General features: G+C 61.0%; 17 protein-coding genes and 1 pseudogene. 7 read left to right on the forward strand and 11 right to left on the reverse strand.

The genetic code is table 11. The features are described 5' to 3' along the window. Complete coding sequence (locus tag ACM6IK_RS13235; RefSeq protein WP_007975277.1) at positions 1–588, reverse strand: YecA family protein; 588 nt, start codon at positions 586–588, stop codon at positions 1–3. Positions 589–1,016: 428 nt separating this feature from the next. On the opposite strand from ACM6IK_RS13235, the gene recQ reads away from it, so the two are divergent. From recQ to ACM6IK_RS13255, 4 genes are all read left to right on the forward strand, one after another. After that, entirely contained in the window at positions 1,017–3,143 is a 2,127-nt protein-coding gene (recQ, locus tag ACM6IK_RS13240) for a DNA helicase RecQ (RefSeq protein ID WP_414874695.1), read from the forward strand. 119 nt (positions 3,144–3,262) lie between these two features. Continuing rightward, positions 3,263–3,697 carry a MarR family transcriptional regulator gene (locus tag ACM6IK_RS13245; RefSeq protein ID WP_150724407.1) on the forward strand — a complete coding sequence of 145 codons (435 nt, stop codon included), beginning with the start codon at positions 3,263–3,265 and terminating at the stop codon, positions 3,695–3,697. Between the two features lie 127 nt (positions 3,698–3,824). Further along, positions 3,825–5,072: a FimV family protein gene (locus tag ACM6IK_RS13250; protein WP_414874696.1), complete on the forward strand. Its 1,248-nt coding sequence runs from the start codon at positions 3,825–3,827 to the stop codon at positions 5,070–5,072. Positions 5,073–5,105: 33 nt separating this feature from the next. Next, positions 5,106–5,393 (forward strand): SelT/SelW/SelH family protein, encoded by a 288-nt coding sequence (locus ACM6IK_RS13255; protein WP_414874697.1) that lies wholly within the window; start codon positions 5,106–5,108, stop codon positions 5,391–5,393. On the opposite strand, the gene ACM6IK_RS13260 is transcribed toward ACM6IK_RS13255, so the two are convergent. Together ACM6IK_RS13260 and ACM6IK_RS13265 are read right to left on the reverse strand one after the other, a co-directional pair. Continuing rightward, entirely contained in the window at positions 5,387–6,280 is an 894-nt protein-coding gene (locus ACM6IK_RS13260) for a DMT family transporter (protein ID WP_414874698.1), read from the reverse strand. The two genes, ACM6IK_RS13255 and ACM6IK_RS13260, sit on opposite strands and share 7 nt — an antisense overlap. Positions 6,281–6,351: 71 nt before the next feature. Continuing rightward, entirely contained in the window at positions 6,352–7,116 is a 765-nt protein-coding gene (locus tag ACM6IK_RS13265) for an AraC family transcriptional regulator (RefSeq protein ID WP_414874699.1), read from the reverse strand. 134 nt (positions 7,117–7,250) lie between these two features. Here ACM6IK_RS13265 and ACM6IK_RS13270 point away from each other — a divergent pair, with 134 nt between their 5' ends. Then, positions 7,251–8,066: a UDP-2,3-diacylglucosamine diphosphatase gene (locus ACM6IK_RS13270; protein ID WP_414874700.1), complete on the forward strand. Its 816-nt coding sequence runs from the start codon at positions 7,251–7,253 to the stop codon at positions 8,064–8,066. Positions 8,067–8,210: 144 nt separating this feature from the next. On the opposite strand, the pseudogene ACM6IK_RS13275 reads toward ACM6IK_RS13270, so the two are convergent. Beyond that, positions 8,211–8,435: pseudogene (locus tag ACM6IK_RS13275) on the reverse strand (phosphohydrolase); the annotation flags it as partial. 90 nt (positions 8,436–8,525) lie between these two features. Further along, a complete protein-coding gene (locus ACM6IK_RS13280; protein ID WP_414874701.1) occupies positions 8,526–8,837 on the reverse strand; it encodes an Mpo1-like protein in 312 nt (103 codons plus the stop codon). Between the two features lie 159 nt (positions 8,838–8,996). On the opposite strand from ACM6IK_RS13280, the gene ACM6IK_RS13285 reads away from it, so the two are divergent. After that, entirely contained in the window at positions 8,997–10,058 is a 1,062-nt protein-coding gene (locus tag ACM6IK_RS13285) for an AraC family transcriptional regulator (RefSeq protein WP_414874702.1), read from the forward strand. On the opposite strand, the gene ACM6IK_RS13290 is transcribed toward ACM6IK_RS13285, so the two are convergent. Then, positions 10,015–11,469 (reverse strand): TrkH family potassium uptake protein, encoded by a 1,455-nt coding sequence (locus tag ACM6IK_RS13290; protein WP_414874703.1) that lies wholly within the window; start codon positions 11,467–11,469, stop codon positions 10,015–10,017. The genes ACM6IK_RS13285 and ACM6IK_RS13290 overlap by 44 nt on opposite strands. A gap of 121 nt (positions 11,470–11,590) precedes the next feature. On the opposite strand from ACM6IK_RS13290, the gene ACM6IK_RS13295 reads away from it, so the two are divergent. Next, entirely contained in the window at positions 11,591–12,157 is a 567-nt protein-coding gene (locus tag ACM6IK_RS13295; RefSeq protein WP_414874704.1) for an NAD(P)H nitroreductase, read from the forward strand. 127 nt (positions 12,158–12,284) lie between these two features. Here the strand turns inward: ACM6IK_RS13295 and ACM6IK_RS13300 are convergent, their stop codons facing one another. The 5 genes from ACM6IK_RS13300 to ACM6IK_RS13320 all read right to left on the reverse strand — a co-directional run bounded on the left by ACM6IK_RS13300 (position 12,285) and on the right by ACM6IK_RS13320 (position 16,030). After that, a complete protein-coding gene (locus ACM6IK_RS13300; protein ID WP_414874705.1) occupies positions 12,285–13,628 on the reverse strand; it encodes an ATP-binding protein in 1,344 nt (447 codons plus the stop codon). Positions 13,629–13,810: 182 nt separating this feature from the next. Next, positions 13,811–14,260: a Spy/CpxP family protein refolding chaperone gene (locus ACM6IK_RS13305; protein WP_414874706.1), complete on the reverse strand. Its 450-nt coding sequence runs from the start codon at positions 14,258–14,260 to the stop codon at positions 13,811–13,813. Between the two features lie 248 nt (positions 14,261–14,508). Continuing rightward, complete coding sequence (locus ACM6IK_RS13310) at positions 14,509–15,186, reverse strand: response regulator transcription factor (RefSeq protein WP_414874707.1); 678 nt, start codon at positions 15,184–15,186, stop codon at positions 14,509–14,511. A gap of 7 nt (positions 15,187–15,193) precedes the next feature. After that, entirely contained in the window at positions 15,194–15,607 is a 414-nt protein-coding gene (locus ACM6IK_RS13315; RefSeq protein ID WP_108218597.1) for a translation initiation factor 2, read from the reverse strand. A 123-nt stretch (positions 15,608–15,730) separates the two neighbouring features. Next, positions 15,731–16,030, reverse strand: a complete 300-nt coding sequence (locus ACM6IK_RS13320; protein WP_108218598.1) for a YciI family protein — start codon at positions 16,028–16,030, stop codon at positions 15,731–15,733. Position 16,031 lies beyond the last annotated feature (1 nt).

A 16,031-nucleotide genomic window follows, 5' to 3' on the forward strand; every position in this document is an offset into this window, starting at 1 on the left:
TTAGTGGTGACGTGGCTTGAGAATCGCCGGTTTTTCGTCTGGTGCGTTGCACAGCAAGTACAGCGCGGTCAGGGCTTCCGGGATCTGCACGATCATGTCGTCCATCAGGTTGGCATCGGCGGCAATGTCGGAGAACTCCGGTTGCTCGTCGAACAGACCCGAACCGACCATGATCGGCAGCAGCATTTCGCTGACTTCGTCTTCGGCGGTTTCGAACCAGGCTTCTTCACGCAGGAACACGCCTTCCATGAAACCGATGCACCAGCCACGCAGTTCGGAATCGTCCGGGTCGTCGCCCAGGTCGAGGTCGCACGGCAGCTCGAATTCTTCGTCGGAGGCCAGTTGGCGGGCGATGTGGGCCTTGAGGCCGATCAGCGTGGCTTCGATCTCTTCGCGCTGGGCTTCGCCGCTGTAGTGTGGCTCTTCGGCGAAGAGGGCGTCGATCCACTCACGATCAGGAACGACTTCGGAACAGATCGACAGCGCGGTGAGGTAGCCGTGGGCGGCCACGTAGTCCAGCGCCTCGTCATGCAGTTCATCGGCGTCGAGGAAGACTTGCAGGCGGGTTAGTTGCTCAGCGAAGGACATTAAAGGACTACCTTGGGGAATGTTCGATGCGGGAATTCTAGGCCTTCTTGAGCACTTGGGCCAGCCGCACGGCATATTTGCCCGTTTGTGGAAGCTGCCCCCCTTGCAGTTCGGTCAAGCGGTATCCCTGAGGGAGCGAGCTTGCTCGCGATAGCGGTGGTTCAGGCGAAATCAATGTTGACTGTGATGGCCTCATCGCGAGCAAGCTCGCTCCCACAGTTTTTGATGCACATCAGGTTTGCCGCAGTCTTATCAGCGGTGCCCTCTGCCGGACGGGGCTCGGGTATACTCGCGCGTTTTGTGATGCCCTGCTGGCTTCACGGCTGAGATGTGAAGCGTCATGCAATGTGCACTTACGATTTTTCGGTGCAGCGTCGCGGGTTCTGAACCAGCCTTGCAGGGATGTTTCGGTGATTTTTGGAGTTTCTATGCTCGAACAGGCTCAACGCGTCCTCAAGGACATCTTCGGCTACGACAGTTTCCGTGGCCGCCAGGGTGCAATCATTGAGCGCGTGGCCAGTGGCGGCGATGCCCTGGTCCTGATGCCTACCGGCGGCGGCAAGTCCCTGTGCTTCCAGGTCCCGGCGCTGTTGCGCGAAGGCCTGGCGGTGGTGGTCTCGCCGCTGATCGCACTGATGGACGATCAGGTCGCCACCCTCGAAGAGCTGGGCGTGGCCGCCGCCGCATTGAACTCCACCCTCAGCGCCGAGCAGCAGCGCGACCTCGCCGTCCGCATCCGCCGTGGTGAAGTGAAAATGCTCTATCTGGCGCCGGAGCGTCTGGTCCAGCCGCGCATGCTGTCATTTCTGCAGGGGCTGAACATCGCTTTGTTCGCCATCGACGAAGCACACTGCGTGTCGCAATGGGGCCACGATTTCCGTCCGGAATACCTGCAACTGGGCCAGTTGGCGCAAATGTTCCCCGACGTGCCGCGCATCGCCCTGACCGCCACGGCCGACAAGCGCACCCGGGAAGAAATCGTCACCCGTTTGCACCTGCAAGACGCCGAACGCTTCCTGTCGAGTTTTGACCGGCCGAACATCTTTTACCGCATCGTGCCCAAGGAGCAGCCGCGCAAACAGTTGCTGGCGTTCCTCGCCGAGCGGCGCAGCGATGCCGGCATCGTGTATTGCCTGTCGCGCAAGAAAGTCGACGAAGTAGCGGTGTTCCTCAGTGAACAAGGCTTCCCGGCACTGCCGTACCACGCCGGCCTGCCCAATGACACGCGGGCCCACCACCAGAAACGCTTCCTCAACGAGGAAGGCCTGATCATGGTTGCCACGGTGGCGTTCGGCATGGGCATCGACAAGCCCAACGTGCGTTTTGTCGCGCATCTCGATTTGCCGAAATCCCTCGAAGCCTACTATCAGGAAACCGGTCGTGGCGGCCGTGACGGCCTGCCGGCGGATGCCTGGATGGCCTACGGCCTGCAAGACGTGGTGATGCTCAAGCAGATGCTGCAGAACTCCGAAGGCGACGAGCGCCACAAGCGCCTGGAGCAGCACAAGCTCGACGCCATGCTCTCGCTCTGCGAAGAAACCCGCTGCCGTCGGCAAACGCTGCTGGCCTACTTCGACGAAGACATGCCCGAGCCTTGCGGTCATTGCGACAACTGCGTCGACGGCGTGCAGACCTGGGATGCCACCGAGCCTGCGCGCCAGGCGCTGTCGGCGATCTTCCGCACCGGTCAGCGTTACGGGGTCGGGCACCTGGTGGATGTACTGCTCGGCAAGGACAACGAAAAGGTCCGCAACTTCGGCCATCAGCATCTGTCGGTGTTTGGAGTCGGCAAGGCGAGGGCCGAAGGCGAGTGGCGCTCCCTGTTCCGCCAATTGGTGGCTCGCGGGCTGGCCGATGTTGACCATGAGGGCTATGGCGGTCTGCGTCTGAGCGATACGTGTCGGCCGCTACTCAAAGGTGAAGTGACCCTGGAGCTGCGCCGTGATCTCAAGGCGCAAACCACTGCGAAAAGCAGCAAGAGCCAGGCGAGCCAACTGGTCCGCGGCGAGGAGCGCGAAAAGTGGGAAGCCTTGCGTGCTCTGCGACGCAAACTCGCCGAAGAACATGGCGTGCCGCCGTATGTCATTTTCCCCGACTCGACTTTGCTGGAAATGCTGCGCAGTCAGCCGACCTCGCTGGCGGAAATGGCCACGGTCAGCGGCGTCGGCGCGCGCAAGCTGGAACGCTATGGCGAGGCCTTCCTCGAGGTGCTCGGCGGCCAGGTCGAGGCGCCGAAAGTGGTGGCCGACGTACGCCACGAACTGATCACGCTGGCGCGGGCCGGGATGACGCCGGTGCAGATCGCCGGTCAGTTGCAGTGCTCGGAAAAGAACGTCTACACCATGCTGGCCGAAGCGATTGGCAAGCAGCAATTGTCGTTGGAGCAAGCGCTGGATCTGCCTGAGGATCTGATGGGTGAAGTGCAGGACGCTTTCCTCGACGGCGAGGGCGAGTTGCCGCCGGTTTCCGAGATCGCTGCGCTGTTCGCGGGCCGGGTGCCGGAAGGGGTGTTGTACTGCGTACGGGCTGCCTTGCAGTCGGAGTTCGAGATTTGAGGCATCTGTAGGGCTGATGTAACGATTCAGTACAGATCAAGCCTTGCCTCAAGTCGAGGCTCATGCTTAGCTGACTAATAATTAGTTTTTATTTATTTCAGTCTAATCTTGAGTGTTTTATGCCGTTAACCGATCAACACCGCTTTGGCATGCAATTGGCCCAGATGTCCCGCGGCTGGCGTGCCGAACTGGACCGCCGACTGGCGGGCATGGGCTTGTCCCAGGCGCGCTGGCTGGTGCTGCTGCACCTGGCGCGTTTCGACGAAGCTCCGACCCAGCGAGAGCTGGCACAAAGCGTCGGCGTCGAAGGACCGACCCTGGCCCGATTGCTCGACAGCCTGGAAAGCCAGGGCCTGGTGCAACGCCAGGCCGTGCTGGAAGACCGTCGGGCAAAGAAAATCGTGCTCTGCGCGCCGGCGCGTCCCCTGATCGAACAAATTGAAACCATTGCCACGCAACTGCGCCATGAACTGTTCGAAGGCGTCGATGAGGCAGACTTGAAGGTGTGCATGCGGGTTCACGGGCACATCCTGGGCAACCTTGAAAAATCCTGAGGCATAACCGAACGCCAGGTTTTTGAGATAGCGCAATAGGCAGACTATAAGAACTACTCGGCAATATCGTGTTCGTAACGGATGTACGAACGCGTACGCGTAGTTTCTGTAGATCTCAAGGATGCTCATGCTCAAGTGTTGGCGATTGGTTTTACGCGGTGGTTCTCAGTGGTTACTGGCCGGGGCCGCTGTCACTTATTCGGCATGGGCGCCTGCGCTGGGCCTGGGTGAAATCACTCTGCATTCGGCGCTGAATCAACCGCTGCGTGCCGATATCGCACTGGTGGATGCGGCTGGCCTGGAGGAGAACGAACTGTCGGTGAGCCTGGCAACGGCAGACGAGTTCAGCCGTGCCGGGGTCGACCGGGCACTTTTCCTCAACAACCTGACGTTCACCCCGGTCCTGCGCGGTAATCGCAGCGTGATCCAGGTGACCTCTGGCAAACCTGTCAGTGAACCGTTCCTGAATTTCCTCGTGCAGCTCAATCAGCCTAACGGGCGATTGCTGCGTGAGTACACGGTACTGATCGATCCGCCGGGTACGCCAGGCGTTGTACCTGCCGCCGATGAACCGGTTTTCCGGTCCCCGACGTCCGCATTCCCCCGTGTCCAACCGGACATGGCGCCGTCACCCGTGACAAAGACGACGCCAGAACCGGACGTCGCCGTGGTTGATCCCGCTGTCGAACAACTGGCCGCCAGCACCCTGCAAAACCACCAGTTGCAAACCACTGTCGATGAGCTCAACAAGAAGCTTCAAGGCCAGGATGAACTGATCGCAGGCCAGAAAAAACAGTTGGCCGAACTGCAAACCCAACTGGCGGAACTCGAGAAGGTAAAGGCGCAACCCGTTGCTTCCGACGCAGTGGCGCCAGCCTCCGCTATTGCCGAAAACCCCGGGATTGGCTGGCTAGCGATTGCCGGTATGTCGGCACTTATGGCATTACTGGCGCTGGGCTGGTTTGTTCGCCGTCAGCAGCATCGAGCCACAACACCAGAGGCTCTGCCGTCGCAGCATGAACCGCCGGCTGAGCTCTTTGCCGAGCCAGTGATGTGGCCCCCCGTCATGCAACCGTCTGCTGTGCATCGCGACGGAGTGCCGGCCAACGATGAGCTTGAACGGGTCGATAGCCGTCATTCCATCCCGGTCGCTGCTGCGGTGGCGGTGGTTGCGGATTTGGCGATGTCTGGCGAATCCGCCGCTGACGATGAGTACCGGCTCAACCTGGAGGAATTGTCCATGGTGTCGAGTTGGGACGTGGTCCGCCCAAACGAGAACCAGCAGTCGGCTGCTCTGGCCATCATCGAGCCTGCGTTCGAATTGGAGGCGCAACCCGCTTCGCCGTCTCGGCAGCCTCCGGTCGGGCTATCATAGCGGCGTCGTCAAACTCTGGAGTCAAGCCCCATCATGACCGTCAGCAAGCCGGAAATCATCATCACCTATTGCACGCAATGCCAGTGGCTGTTGCGTGCGGCCTGGCTGGCCCAGGAGCTGCTCAGCACCTTTGGTGATGACCTGGGCAAAGTCTCCCTGGTGCCGGGCACTGGCGGGGTCTTTCATATTTACTGTGACACCGTGCAGATCTGGGAGCGCAAGGCGGACGGTGGCTTTCCTGAGGCCAAAATGCTCAAGCAGCGGGTCCGTGACCAGATCGACCCGGACCGCGACCTGGGGCACAACGACCGCACTCAGTGAGACGCGGCCTCGGCCGTAATGGGTTTTTTGCTTGAACCAGTCGAGAACCTGCTGGACACCACAATCGCCACAATGATCAGCGCGCCCCCCAGCAACATGCGCAGGGTCGGGTTTTCGTTGAACAACATCCAGGCAGCGGTGATGCCGTAGACCGGCTCCAGGGCGAACACCACGGCGGCGGTGCGTGCTTTTATCACCGCGAGGCTGGCGACGAACAGGCTGTGGGCGACACCGGTACAGAACACACCGAGCAGGCCGATCCACAGCCAGTCGATGGCACGCACTTCGCTCAATTGAGGCGCCGCCACCGGCAGCAGGCACAGGGCAACCACCACGTTCTGGCACAGCGCTGCCTGCACGGGCGGGACGCGCCCGGAGCTGGCACGGTTGGTCAGCGACAACAGGGCGAACAACAACCCGGAAGCCACGGCCCAGAGCAGACCGGTGGTGGCGCCGCTGGCCAGGTCAAAATCAGGCGTGACCAGCACCAACCCGATACTCACCAGCAGCACCAGCACGATTTCATTGGCGCGGATGCGCTCGCGGAAGATCAGCCCTTCGAGGATCACGGTAAAGGCCGGGAAACTGGCGAAGCCGAGCGTCGCAATTGCCACGCCTGCGACTTTCACCGCAATGAAGAAACTCACCCAGTGCCCGGCCAGCAACAAGCCGCTGAGCAACAGTCGACGCCAGTCCACGGCCTCGAGTTTCTGCCAGCGCGTCTGGCTGGCGAACCGCGCAAAAAACGCCAGCGCGAGCACGGCAAAAGCGGCGCGGCCGAACACGATGATCGCCGGTGACGCGGCGGCCAGTTTGCCGAACACGCCGGTCAGGCCGAACATCAATGCGCCGATATGCAGGGCGCCAAGGGCGGTACGGGGAGTCATTGCAATCCTTGACGACAAACGAATAGAGGCATCATTGAAGCGCGTAATCGCCCATCAAGTCTGTCGGCAGACTAGCGTTTTTTGTCGCCAGCCTCGCGCCGCAGTTTTCCGGGCGATGCCCCGAACTCGCGCAACACCGCTGCCGCAAAGGCACTCTGGGAGCTGTAGCCGACTCGGTTGGCAATCTCGCCGATGGGCAGCGCCGAGTTGCGCAGCAAGCCCACCGCGATGTGCAGGCGTCGGCTGCGGATGTAGTCCATCGGCGTCTGCCCGCACTCGGCCACGAACCGCGCATGCAAACGGGCACTGGAAAGGCCGGCCACCCGGGCCAGATCGGCGACTTGCAGCGGGTACGCCGCGTACTGATCGATGTGTGCGTTCAGCGCGGCATAGGGCAGGCGCCGACCGCCGACGGCGTCGGGCCTGGCGTTATTGAGACTGGCCAGTAGCAGCACCGCGCCTTGTTGTGCAATCAGCGGATCATCGACCGGACTGTTCGCCAGCCAACTGACCAATTGGCTTTGCCCTGCATCCAGTGACAGTCGGCCGGCGTTGTCGAGCAAGCGCCGGCTGGACTCGGCGTGATCGCCCAATGACTGGGTAACCCATTGTTCGCCGGGCACATCCAGCACCAGGCAGCGGCTGCCATTGGGGCTGCCACACGCATGATGAGCGCCTGACGGTATCACCACGAAACTCTGCTGCACCACCTGGCTGCCACGACCGTCCACCTCGAAATCCAGGGCGCCCGAAAGCCCGAACACCAATTGCGCGTGGTCGTGGCTGTGGACGATCAGGTCATGGCTGTATTGGCGAAGCGTGAGGATCGGTCTCATCGCAGGTCTCCCGGTTCAGGGCGTCAGTCTACACCGAGCGGGCCTGCAAGCGCTGTCACAGGACTGACTTGACGCTGTCATGGACGATTAACCGGGCCGGGGCAGACTTGGCAAAACTTGCCAGAGGGTTGCCCATGACCAGCGCCGAGCTCGCCAAACCCACCCGTAAACAACGCGTACGGACTTTATGGATTTCCGACGTGCATTTGGGCACCCGGGATTGCCAGGCTGAACACCTGTCGCAGTTTCTCAAGAGCTACCACGCGGACAGAATCTACCTGGTCGGCGACATCATCGACGGCTGGAAACTGCGCGGCGGCATGTACTGGCCGCAAGCGCATACCAACGTGATCCGCCGCCTGTTGACCATGAGCAAGCGTGGCACCGAGGTGATCTACGTCACCGGTAATCATGACGAATTCCTGCGCCGCTATTCGAAGCTGATCCTGGGCAATATCCAGTTGGTGGACGAAGCCGTGCACGTCACCGCCGACGGCCGGCATCTGCTGGTGATCCATGGCGACCAGTTCGATGTGATTACCCGTTACCATCGCTGGCTGGCCTTTCTCGGTGACTCGGCCTACGAATTCACCCTGACCCTCAACCGCTGGCTCAATCATTGGCGCGCGCGATATGGCTACGGCTACTGGTCGCTGTCGGCCTACCTCAAGCACAAGGTGAAAACCGCGGTCAGCTTCATCAGCGACTTCGAAGAAGCCATCGCCCATGAATGCGTCAAACGCGAGCTGCACGGCGTGGTGTGCGGGCACATTCACCATGCCGAGATTCGCAAGGTCGGCGAAGTGGACTACCTCAATTGCGGCGACTGGGTGGAGTCGTGCACGGCGCTGATCGAGCATTGGGATGGTTCGATCGAGCTGTACCGGTTGGCGGATGCCCAGGCGCGCGAGGCGCAGTTGAAGGCCACCAGGGTCACCGAGCTGGCTTGATAATCACTGTGCCCGTGGGGGCCTCATCGCGAGCAGGCTCGCTCCTACAGTAGATTTGTAGTGAACACATATTCTGTGGACGCCGCAAAACCTGTAGGAGCGAGCCTGCTCGCGATGGACCGCGAAGCGGTCCCGCCGGATCTCTCAGGCCGGCGAGTGCTCCTGCATCGCCGCCTTGTAAATCGAGTTCCTGGGGTGCGCAAATAACCGCTCCATCATCGGTTCGAAAAAGCTCAATGGCCGCGTGTCATATGCCGGGTCAAACGCCGCTGCATCGTACCTGGCACAGAACTCGACGGTCGCCTGGTACTGCGGATGGTCCTGGGATTGCTCGCGCAGATGCCGATCCATGCCCAGGTGATGGAAGAAAATGATCGCCCAGTCTTCCTGCGAGCCGTCCTTCATGTGGGTGAAGCGGGCATTGGCATTCATCGGCAACTCGCTTGTGACGGATGTCAGCTAGAACGGAACGCGCCCCAGAACCATGTCCCGGTACATGACAAAATCGCCGAGCAGGCTATAGAAGGGGTGTTGGAACGTTGCCGGGCGGTTCTTCTCGAAGAAGAAATGCCCGACCCAGGCAAAGCTGTAACCCGCCACAGGCAGGGCCCACAACAGCATCCATGCGCCGCGACCAATGGTCAGCGCCAGAATCAAGATAACCAGGGTCGTGCCGATAAAGTGTAAACGGCGGCAGGTACTGTTGCTGTGTTCACTGAGGTAGTAAGGATAGAACTCTGCGAAGCTGTTGAATCGTTTGACGTTTTCCACGACAGCGATCTCTGTGGTTATTGTTCTTGCTGCAAGTTGTTCTGCGGGTAGCTTATTTGAGTCTAGAGTGATCAGTGGCATCAGCCAGTGACAATAGGCGCCACTTTAGTATCCTTCGGTCAAGAGCCGTAGCATTCGGCCACCATGTAAGAAAACGCCATGAGCGAACGAACGACTTCTGCAAGCTGGGCGATGGGGATTGTCAAAGCGTTGGAGATGGACGGCCTGGACTGCCGGGTTCTGTTTAAACAACTGGGGCTCGACTATGCGGCACTGGATGATCCCGATGCACGTTTCCCGCAAGACTCCATGACACGGCTGTGGCAGCGCGCGGTCGAGCTGTCCGGCAATCCGGCCATCGGCCTGAACATGGGCAAGGTGGTGCGACCGGCGCAGTTTCATGTGGCCGGTTACGCCTTGATGTCCAGCCAGACCCTGGCCGAAGGCTTTCAGCGCCTGGTGCGCTATCAGCGCATCATCGCCGAAAGTGCCGACCTGAGTTTCAAGCTGCTGGAAGAAGGCTATGCGCTGATTCTGACGGTGCATGGCGATCATCTACCGCCGACCCGGCAAAGCGCCGAAGCTTCACTGGCCTGTGCCTTGGCGCTGTGCGGCTGGCTGACCGGGCGTACGCTGCATCCACGCAATGTGTTGTTGCAAGGCGCCGAGCCGGTCAACCTTGAACCCTATAAACAAGCCTTCCATGCACCGCTGCTGTTCAACGCGCCTTACGATGCGCTGATTTTCGAACGCGCGGACATGGAAGCGCCACTGCCGACGGCCAACGAGGCCATGGCCTTGCTGCATGACCGCTTTGCCGGCGAGTACCTGGCGCGCTTTTCCGAAAGCCGGGTGACCCACCAGGCGCGGCAGGTGTTGTGTCGCCTGTTGCCCCAGGGCGAGCCCAAGCGCGACACCGTGGCGCAGACGTTGCATCTGTCCCAGCGCACCTTGCAGCGGCGTTTGCAGGAAGAGGGCACGAGTTTTCAGGTGCTGCTGGACGATACCCGGCGTGAACTGGCCGAGCAGTACCTGGCGCAACCGGCCATGACCTTGCTGGAAATCGCCTACTTGCTGGGTTTCGCCGATCCGAGCAACTTCTTCCGCGCTTTCCGCCGCTGGTTCGATGCCACACCCGGCGAGTACCGGATGCGGCTGATGCAAATATCTGAAGCGGTCAATGACGCCAAAATGCCGGAATACACAGCACAAACACCGTAATGATCTCCAGTCGGCCCAGCAGCATGCCGAACGACAGAATCCACTTGGCGGCATCCGGCAGGGTGGCGAAGTTGCCCGCCGGGCCGATGGTTTCGCCGAGCCCCGGGCCGACACCGGATACGGTACTGGCCGCGCCGGTGAGGGCGGTCATCCAGTCCACGCCGAGCAGCGACAGCAGCAGCGCAATCACGCAGATGGTGATTGCGAAGAAAAACGAAAAGGTCAGGATCGAACGCACGATTTCTTCGTCGAGGCGGTGACCGTTGTACTTCTGCTTGATTACCGCGCGTGGGTGAATCAGTTGGTTAAGGTTGGCCTTGAGCAGGATATAGGCCACCTGGAAGCGGAAAATCTTGATACCGCCCGCGGTCGAGCCGGAGCAACCGCCGACAAACCCCAGATAGAAGAACAGCATCAGCGAGAAATTGCCCCATAAGCTGTAGTCCCCCAGTGCGAAACCGGTCGTCGTCACCACTGACGTCACGTTCAGCGCCACATGCCGTAACGCCTCCAGCCAATGCAGTTGGGTCGTCCACCAATACCAGGTGCCGAGCACCAGCCAGGTCACCAGCAGCATGCCGAGCAGGCCTTGAACCTGTTCATCCTTGATCAGCGCCCGACGGTTACCACGCAACATGGCGACATACAGGGTGAACGGCAGGGCACCGAGAATCATGATGACGATCGCGACCCAATGCACCGCAGGCTCCGGCCACTTGGCCAAGGACTGGTCGGAGGTGGAGAAGCCGCCGGTGGAAATCGCCGACATCGCGTGGTTGACCGCATCGAACGGGCTCATTCCGGCCCACCAGAACGCCAGGCTGCCGACAATGGTAATGCCGACGTAGGCCGCCACGATCAGGCGCGCCACCATGTGCGAGCGGGGCATGACTTTTTCCGAGCGGTCCGACGATTCGGTCTGGAACAGCCGCATGCCACCGATGCGCAGCAGCGGCAGGATCGCCACCGCCATGCCGATGAAGCCGATGCCACCGAGCCAGTGCAGCAACGAGCGCCACATCAGGATGCCGGGGGACATGGTGTCCAGGCCGCTGAGTACGGTTGCGCCAGTGGCGGTGATGCCGGACATGCTTTCGAAGAATGAATCGGTGTAACTGATGTGCTGGGTCAGCAGGAACGGCAGCGCGGCAAAGATGCACACCACCAGCCAGCTGCTGACGGTCAGCAAATACATGTCCCGGGGGCGCAGGTGAATGTGTTCCGGGCGCCCCGGAATCACCAGCGCCAGACCGGCGACAAAAGTGATCATGCTGGCCCAGAGGAACGACGGCAGGTCGCTGGTGCGGTCGAAAATGACCAGCGTGGCCATGGGCACGACCATGGAAATCGCCAGCGTGATCAGGAAGATGCCGATGATGAAACCAATGATCCGTAAGGTCGGCAACGCCATGAGGTCCGCTCGGCTGATAGTGGAAAGGGCGCCATTCTACCCGCGAGGCAGGGCATGTAAACCGGCACTGCTGCCGCAGTTGCCGCTAGAATAGCCGCACAAATTTTTCAGGAGGTAGCCGATGCAGGCTCTCGACGCTTTGCTCAACCGTGTTTCCGTTCCACGACTGATTGACCCAGCGCCTACTGCCGAGCAGCGCGAAGTGCTGTTTGGCGCCGCCATGCGCGCCCCGGATCATGGCCACTTGCAGCCGTGGCGCTTCCTGACGGTGGAAGGCGCGGCGCGCGAGCAATTGGGCGAGTTGCTGGCCGAAGCGGCGAAGCTTTCGGACGCAGAAGTCAGCGAGGCGGCCATCGACAAGGCGCGCAATGGTCCGCTGCGGGCACCGCTGGTGGTAGTGGTGATTGCGCGGTTGCAGGATCACGTCAAGTATCCGAAGTCCGAGCAGTTGCTGGCGGCGGGCTGTGCGGCCCACGGGATTTTGTTGGCAGCGTATGCGCAGGGCATCGGTGCGGTGTGGCGTACCGGTGACCTGGCTTACTCGCCGCATGTGGCCAAGGGGCTTGGCTTGACGGAGGGGGAACAGGTGATTGCTTTCCTGTATCTGGGTACACCGCAGAAAGAACCGCGAGTGGCCGAGAAAGTCGATCTCGCCGAATTCGTCAGCGCCTGGCCCGGCAAAGACTGACACTGCAAAACCTGTGGGAGCGAGCCTGCTCGCGAAGAGGCCGTGTCAGTCGACATCAATATTGCCTGACATACCGTCTTCGCGAGCAGGCTCGCTCCCACAGTAGACCTGTGTAGTTCAATCAGGGTCAGGGCTGTACGACAGCCCCCGGCACCAACGGCAATTCCAGGCTGGCAATGAACCCGCCCTCCGGGTGATTGGCCAGCACCAGGCTGCCACCATGGCGCTCCGCCGCGCGGCGGGCGATGGCCAGGCCCAGGCCGTGTCCGGCCGCGGTCTGCCCCGGTGCCCGATAGAACGGCTCACCGAGCTGGCTCAAGTATTCGGCACTGACCCCGGGCCCGTGATCGCGCACGGTCACGATGATCCGCTCACCCTGACGCAGCGCCTGCATTTCGATCGGCAGGCCACCCACCGGATTGAAGCGCTGGGCGTTGCGCAGCAAGTTGTCGACTGCCCGTTCGATCATGGTCGGCCAGCCCTTAAGATTCAGTTGCGACTCGGCTTCAAGGTGGACGAGCTGCTCGGGTGAACCGAGTTGCGCATCCTTTTGCAGGGTATAAAGCAAGGCGTTCAGATCCACCTCTTCGGCACCGGCGTTATCGGAGTCGACCCGCGCCAGCACCAGGATTTCGCTGATCAGCGCCTCCAGTCGGTCGCACTCACGGGTCAGGCGCGGCCAGAGCTGCTCCCGTTCTTGCGCAGAGGCCCGCTCGGCCAGCGCCAGTGCGATACGCAGGCGGGCGAGGGGCGAACGCAGTTCGTGGGACACATCCCGCAGCAGTTGCCGCTGACTGCCAATCAGGCTTTGCAGGCGTGCGCCCATGCGGTTGAAGTCGTTGGCCAGCACGCCGAATTCATCGCGGCGGTTAGCCAGTTTGACCAGGCTGTTCTGTTGATAGGTGGTTTGGCCAAGGTCATGCACCGCTCCTCGCAGACGGCTGAGCGGGCGGGTGATGGAAAAGGTCACCAGCAGGCTGAACAGGGTCAGCACCACCAGGGCGATCCCCAGCGCACTGAGTGGCCAGAGCAGGCTTTCGCGGTGCCAGGCGTTCAGTTCCGGGTGCGGAATGCGGTAGATGAACAGGTAGGTATCACCGGTTTTTTCGCTGGTGAACTCATCGGTCAGACGCCGCCATGGCAAGCGCCGGTCATCATTGTTCTGTCGCGCCTCAAAGGCTGCCGCACGTCTCGGAAAGGTGCCGCGCACCACAGGGTCGCCACTTTCGTTGAGCACCTGAACGTCGATGTGATACTGGCGTTTGCGTTGCTGGAGAATGTCCTGGGCGGCGTCTTCGCCCTGGCTTTCGTAGGTTTGCGTCCACTGTTCGGCCAGCGTATTGAGGCCAGGGTGACGGCTGAGAATCCAGGCGTCCTGGTTGAGCATGTGCCCGAGCAGGATAGAAAGCCCGGCAACCAGAGCGATGGCCAGCCAGAAGCTGGCCAGAATACGCCAGAACAATGAACGCACGGAAAATCCTCAAGCAAACACAAAATTCTATGTAGGAGCGAGCTTGCTCGCGATGGACGTCAACGATAACGCGCGGCATCAGGCAGCACGTGTTGTCTATTCGTTTTTCGCGAGCAAGCTCGCTCCTACAGTAAAAACATCAGACCCAACGGTGTTTAGCCGTCGGGTCCGGGGTTAGCACATTATTGCGCCTTTTGCGGTTGTTGCGCTTTCCAGGCTTTGAACTCGGCCCACTCGGCGCGGCGTTCGGCCTGTTTTTTCTGGATCTCGTCGAATTTCTTCTGTTGATCCGGTTTCAGCAAGGCGCGCACGTCCGCTTCAGCTTTCTTGTGGTTGGCGGCCATCTCGTCTTCCATGGCTTTCTGGTCGGCTGGCGAGAGTTTCTCCAGGTACTTCTCGACCAGTTGCTTACGCTCGTGCATCTGCTCGCCCATGATCTTGCGGATCTGCTCGCGCTGTTCGCGGCTCAGGTCCAGTTCACTGTACGGGCCTTTGCCGTGCATGCCGTGCATCTGACCGCCGTGGTGCGAACCGTCCATCGGCCCATCCATCGGGCCGGTGCCTTCAGGCATGGCCATGGCAATGGTCGGCAGGGCGCCTGCGAACATCAGAGCGATAAGAGTCTTGCGCATGGTGTATCTCCTTGTCTCGTTCCCGGTACGTTCCGGATGAGTGCAGATTACGCAGATCAAGGTCAGCGGCGGTCAGCGGAGGGTAAAGCTTGGGTAAAGACGATTTCCCGCCGACCTGACAAATGCAAATCCCTGTAGGAGCTGGCTTGCCAGCGAAGGGGCCCTTCAGCCATGCATCGCCAATGAAGACGCCTTCGCCGCGATGCGGCGACCCGACAAGCCAGCTCCTACAAGGGGCGCGCGTTTGTTCAGAGGCTGTAGTAGTAGCCGCGGCTGCGCAGGGCGACGATGCGCGGTCGGCCATCGGGGTGTGGGCCGATCTTCTTGCGCAGGTTGCTGACGTGCATGTCCAGGCTGCGGTCGTACAGGGTCAACTTGCGACCGAGAGCGATCTGCGCCAGTTCCTGTTTGTCCAGGGGCTCGCCGGGTTGCTTGAGCAGGGCTTCCAGCAGGCGGCTTTCGGAGACGGTAAGGGTGAACTCTTGCTCGTCGATGCTGACCACGCCGCGCACCGGGCTGAAACACAGGTCGCCCAGTTCCATCTGGCTGGACACCGCTGCCGGGTGACTACGACGCAGCACAGCGCGCAGGCGGGCGGTCAGTTCCCGTGGATCGCAGGGTTTGGCCAGGTAATCATCGGCGCCGAGTTCCAGGCCGAGGATACGGTCCAGGGGCTCGCCCCGGGCCGAGAGCATCAGCACCGGCAGTTCCGGGTGATCGCTGCGCAACTGCTTGAGCAGTTCCAGGCCACTGCCATCGGGCAGCATCACATCCAGCACTACGGCCGCCGGGGCGGTTTCGGCCAGCGCACGACGCGCGCTCTGGCCGTCGTGACAGGCACGTACCTGAAACCCTTCCTGGCTCAGCCAACTGCTCAGGAGCTCACACAGCTCCTGATCATCATCAATAAGTAACAGCTCGCTCATGACTCACTCAATTTAGCCATTGTCGACGTTTTCGACTTGCTCCACTGGCGAAGATACCGCAGAGCAGAGCCAATAGCGCTACCCCGGCGCCAATGACAAACCATTGTTGCTGGTCGGTCAGCAGGCGTGGCAGCGGACTGCTGGCCTGGGCTTCCTTGAGTTGCAGCTTCAAGCGCTGGTTCTCCTGGCGCAACCGGGCCAGCAACGGGCCTTCGCGTTCGCCATCGGCAGTTTGCAATTGTTTGTTCAGATCTTCCCGTTGCCGCTCGCTTTCTTTCAAGCGTTGTTGCAACTCGGTGATCTGGCCGCCGGCGCTCAAGGAAAGCGGCGTCGAATTGCCACTCTCGACACTTTCCTCACCGTGGGCGGGCGCCCCGATCGACAACGTGACCAACATCAGACACAACGGACCTTTGCGCATCGCGACTCCTGATTCCAATACGGGTATTGGGCAGGTTGTCGGCCGGCAAACGAGAATAATGAGCGATTGAGAGCGCGATGAACCGACAAGGTTCATCGCGTGGGGGCAATTGCGAAAAGAAAGTTACGGCAGGACTTGCTTGAACGGCTTGACCAGAACGTTGGCGTAGACGCCTGCGGCGATGTACGGATCAGCGTCGGCCCAGGCCTGGGCGGCGCTCAGGGAGTCGAATTCGGCGACGATCAGGCTACCAGTGAAACCCGCCGCGCCCGGATCATTGCTGTCGACCGCCGGATTTGGGCCGGCCAGAACGATGCGGCCTTCGCCCTTGAGCACTTGCAGGCGCTCGAGGTGCGCAGGCCGTGCGGCCAGGCGGGCTTCCAGGGAGTTGGCGACGTCTGTGGCAATGATTGCGTAAAGCATG

Source organism: Pseudomonas sp. IT-196MI5, assembly GCF_949767415.1.
Classification (GTDB): domain Bacteria; phylum Pseudomonadota; class Gammaproteobacteria; order Pseudomonadales; family Pseudomonadaceae; genus Aquipseudomonas.